The 2,813-nt window shown below is 67.7% G+C and carries 7 protein-coding genes and 1 pseudogene; all 8 read right to left on the bottom strand.

Features of this window, described 5'->3' with window-relative positions; translation table 11 throughout:
* Positions 1 to 264, bottom strand: a pseudogene (locus ACOJSN_RS11130) (hypothetical protein); the annotation flags it as partial.
* Between the two features lie 206 nt (positions 265 to 470).
* Positions 471 to 707: a hypothetical protein gene (locus ACOJSN_RS11125; protein WP_420112567.1), complete on the bottom strand. Its 237-nt coding sequence runs from the start codon at positions 705 to 707 to the stop codon at positions 471 to 473.
* Positions 708 to 711: 4 nt separating this feature from the next.
* On the bottom strand, positions 712 to 1,008 hold the full coding sequence (locus ACOJSN_RS11120; protein ID WP_420112566.1) for a hypothetical protein: 297 nt from the start codon (positions 1,006 to 1,008) through the stop codon (positions 712 to 714).
* Positions 1,005 to 1,340 (bottom strand): hypothetical protein, encoded by a 336-nt coding sequence (locus ACOJSN_RS11115; RefSeq protein WP_420112565.1) that lies wholly within the window; start codon positions 1,338 to 1,340, stop codon positions 1,005 to 1,007. The genes ACOJSN_RS11120 and ACOJSN_RS11115 overlap by 4 nt, the downstream gene beginning before the upstream one ends.
* The gene (locus ACOJSN_RS11110) at positions 1,337 to 1,558 is read right to left on the bottom strand and encodes a hypothetical protein (protein ID WP_420112564.1); all 222 of its coding nucleotides are present in this window, start codon (positions 1,556 to 1,558) and stop codon (positions 1,337 to 1,339) included. The genes ACOJSN_RS11115 and ACOJSN_RS11110 overlap by 4 nt, the downstream gene beginning before the upstream one ends.
* The gene (locus ACOJSN_RS11105; protein ID WP_420112563.1) at positions 1,555 to 1,791 is read right to left on the bottom strand and encodes a hypothetical protein; all 237 of its coding nucleotides are present in this window, start codon (positions 1,789 to 1,791) and stop codon (positions 1,555 to 1,557) included. The genes ACOJSN_RS11110 and ACOJSN_RS11105 overlap by 4 nt, the downstream gene beginning before the upstream one ends.
* A complete protein-coding gene (locus ACOJSN_RS11100; RefSeq protein ID WP_420112562.1) occupies positions 1,788 to 2,315 on the bottom strand; it encodes a hypothetical protein in 528 nt (175 codons plus the stop codon). Before ACOJSN_RS11100 ends, ACOJSN_RS11105 begins: the two co-directional genes overlap by 4 nt.
* Before the next feature lie 86 nt (positions 2,316 to 2,401).
* Complete coding sequence (locus ACOJSN_RS11095; protein WP_420112561.1) at positions 2,402 to 2,707, bottom strand: hypothetical protein; 306 nt, start codon at positions 2,705 to 2,707, stop codon at positions 2,402 to 2,404.
* Between the last annotated feature and the right edge of the window lie 106 nt (positions 2,708 to 2,813).

The raw sequence follows: 2,813 nt of genomic DNA, 5'->3' as shown, positions 1-2,813 counted from the left end.
GTCGAGGCGAGGAATCTCCGTGAGGAGGAGGACGGCATCGGGTGAGGAATATTCCTCGGCCAGGTCTATCGCGTCGGTCAGGTCGAGGGAGTTGTCTGGACGGAGACGGAGCATCGCGGTCTGAACGTCCAGCTTGATCGGCGGACTGAACGCTTCGTTGAGCAGCTTCTGTAGATCGCGCTCGATAGACCGTGCGCGTCTGGTGGGTAGTCCGGGGTCGGCGACGAGGAGGACGTTCACGCCGGCATTCGGGTCTTCAGGCATTCGAAGTCCTTCCGCTGTGGGGTGCGCTGGGCAGGCTACGTTTCCTGGTCAATTGTGGCCGTGTGGCCGACCGTTCGGTGAGGCCAGGCCGCACTCACTAAGGGGCTACCTCGCGCGGCCGGCAGCCCTAGGGTCGCGTCCGAACGGTTCCCTGAGCATGGCGCCCCGCCGCCTGGCGAGGTGACTGGGCTGCGAGAGGGGCTGGTCTAGTCCAGGATGTCGACGTCGACGGACCAGCCTTCGAGTGGTTCCAGTAGGGTGCCGTCGATCCATAGCGTCACCCACGTTCTTTCCGTGAACGCCGCGTCGCCGCCATGTCCCTGCTGTTCGTAACGGTTGACGGCTCTGCGTATGTCGGTCAGGGCACCGGTTGCGGTTCCTCCGGCTGCGCGGATCCTGATTCGGTGGCCGACGTGTTCGGTGCCCAGGTGCTCGAGTTTCATGTCCTCATCCTTCCAGTGCGCGGCGGATCAGGTTTGCTCGCACAGCGTCCTGTCCGGCTGCGGTCCGGGTGTCGAGCACGTCCCGCACGGCCTTGATCCGCGCCGCGGCGTGAGCGTCCTGTCGTGCACGCGCCTTGCTCCGCTGCTTGGCTTCGGACTTCCACTCGTCCCGCTCCGCCTCGGCTTGGTCGAGCTGGTCGAGGACGTGCGTCAGCGTGGCGGCGTCCACGGCCACGGGGAGGCCGTAGTTCGCGTGGATCTTCTGGCGCAGCTCGTCTCGGTCGTTCTGCTGCCCGGTCATCGCTTCTCCTCGTTTCGTCGGGCGGCACGGGCGGCGGACAGGGCGGCGCGCATGGCGGTGACGCTCCGGGACTCGAACCTGTCCAGCGAGTCGCGCTGGGTGGCGTGCGCGCCTACCAGTCCTCGGCTCTGCGCGTTGAGCGCCGCCAACACCTCGGCATCGGTCGGCTCCTGCGCGGCGAGGTGGGTACGCGCCCACTCGGCACCCATCGTGAAGCCGATGCGGCGGTTCATGCGCTCCGGGCCGGACAGCGGGTGCCCGGGGGTGTGCTCGCGGGTCCACTGCTCCTCGGCGGCGGCAGACGCGGCCTCGGTGAAGGGGTCGGTGGTCATCGGACCTCGATCTCCTTCCGAGGATCGAGACCTGCGAGGTGGAACGCCCCGACTTGGACCTCGAACATCCTGCGCTGACTGAAGATCGCGAAGCCCTCGCGGTCCGACTGGACGACGCTTCCAAGAGCGCCCTCGACCGTGTCGCCGAGGCTGTTGGTGATGCGGACGCGCTTCCCGAGGTCTCGGGCGCAGAGCTGGTCGATCGTCTTGGTGGTCATCGGGGGTCCTCCTCTCGTGCGCGCTGGATGGCGGCGAGCACTTCGTCCGGGTCAGGCATTCCGTGCTCGGTCTCCCAGCCGCCGGTCTGAATCGCGGAGGTGAGCATGTACGCGGCCTGGTCCGGGTCGGCCCAGCCGCCAGAGGAGCCGAAGCCGATGTCCTCGAAGTCCTGTTCCTCGGGGTCACCCACCGTTCGCTGGATGGTGTACTCGATGCGGTACTCGACGCTCATCGGTTCGTCTCCTTCTCGTTGTTCTTCTCTGTGAGGCCGACCTCGGCCAGGGCGTGCGCACGGGCAGCAGATCCACGGGGGCCACCGGATGCCCGGTAGGCGAGGGTCTGCACGACGTGCTGAGGCAGCGGCTCGGGGTAGCGGTTCGGGGTCGCCTTGCGGTGCACCTCGACCCTTCCGTCTTCGTGCACCCACCACAGGCCCATGCCGTAGACGGGCGGATGGTCGATCAAGCCAGCGGGGACGGCGTAGACGAAGCGGTGCGTGATCCGCCGCCAGGGGTCGACCTTGGCGTAGGTGTCGCGTGCGGCGTCGGCTGTGCTGACCTTGATCTCGATCGCGGTGCGTTGGAGCTGGTGGAACATCAGTGCGTCGATCCGACGGCTGTAGTGCTTGTGGCCGTTGCCGTTCAGGTCGTCATATGACTCGCGGTGCAGGTCGTCTACGGTCAGCTCGACCTCCGGCACGAAGGCAGCCCCGGCATGGTGCCGACGGACGGCATCGAGGACTTCGCGCGCCTTCACGGCTGCTCCTCGGTGACGACACGGACGCCGCGCGTGTGGAGGGTGCGGGCGATGTAGCCGTTCTCCGCCCCGTTTATGCCCTCAGGCTAGCCCGCGTCGAGCACGTCTTCCAGGTCGGCCCACTCGGGGCGTGCCGGGGCGGGCGGGTCCAGGAGTCGGTACTCCTGAGAGCCCCCCGCTGCGAGGCCGTGGAGCGTGCAGGTCCGAATCTCGCCACCCCGGTTCACGAGAGCCTCAGTGCCAGGCTCAACGGGACCGTCCATGACATATGCGGCCTCCCACGCGGCGTCCAGGAAGTCGCGGGCGGTGGCGGTGTCGTAACGCGGATGCTCGCGCCAGTCGAGGGGGTGCTTCTCGTGGCGGGTGTATGCGCCGAGGGTGGGGTCAGGCATGATCAGGCTCCTTGCTGGTCGTGGTAGCAGCCGCCACAGCAGAACGGCTGGTATCGGGAGTTCGTGGTCGTGCAGAGCTGGCCCGGGCGGGCGCCGCACTCAGGGC

The sequence above is a fragment of the Pseudactinotalea sp. genome (assembly GCF_048594945.1).
GTDB lineage: Bacteria > Actinomycetota > Actinomycetes > Actinomycetales > Beutenbergiaceae > Pseudactinotalea.
This window is presented reverse-complemented; position numbering and strand designations above follow the sequence as displayed.

What these genes read in the sequence shown, in the direction of transcription:
- ACOJSN_RS11125 (WP_420112567.1), bottom strand. Translation starts at nt 707, where the DNA reads ATGAAACTCGAGCACCTGGGCACCGAACACGTCGGCCACCGAATCAGG.
- ACOJSN_RS11120 (WP_420112566.1), bottom strand. Translation starts at nt 1,008, where the DNA reads ATGACCGGGCAGCAGAACGACCGAGACGAGCTGCGCCAGAAGATCCAC.
- ACOJSN_RS11115 (WP_420112565.1), bottom strand. Translation starts at nt 1,340, where the DNA reads ATGACCACCGACCCCTTCACCGAGGCCGCGTCTGCCGCCGCCGAGGAG.
- ACOJSN_RS11110 (WP_420112564.1), bottom strand. Translation starts at nt 1,558, where the DNA reads ATGACCACCAAGACGATCGACCAGCTCTGCGCCCGAGACCTCGGGAAG.
- ACOJSN_RS11105 (WP_420112563.1), bottom strand. Translation starts at nt 1,791, where the DNA reads ATGAGCGTCGAGTACCGCATCGAGTACACCATCCAGCGAACGGTGGGT.
- ACOJSN_RS11095 (WP_420112561.1), bottom strand. Translation starts at nt 2,707, where the DNA reads ATGCCTGACCCCACCCTCGGCGCATACACCCGCCACGAGAAGCACCCC.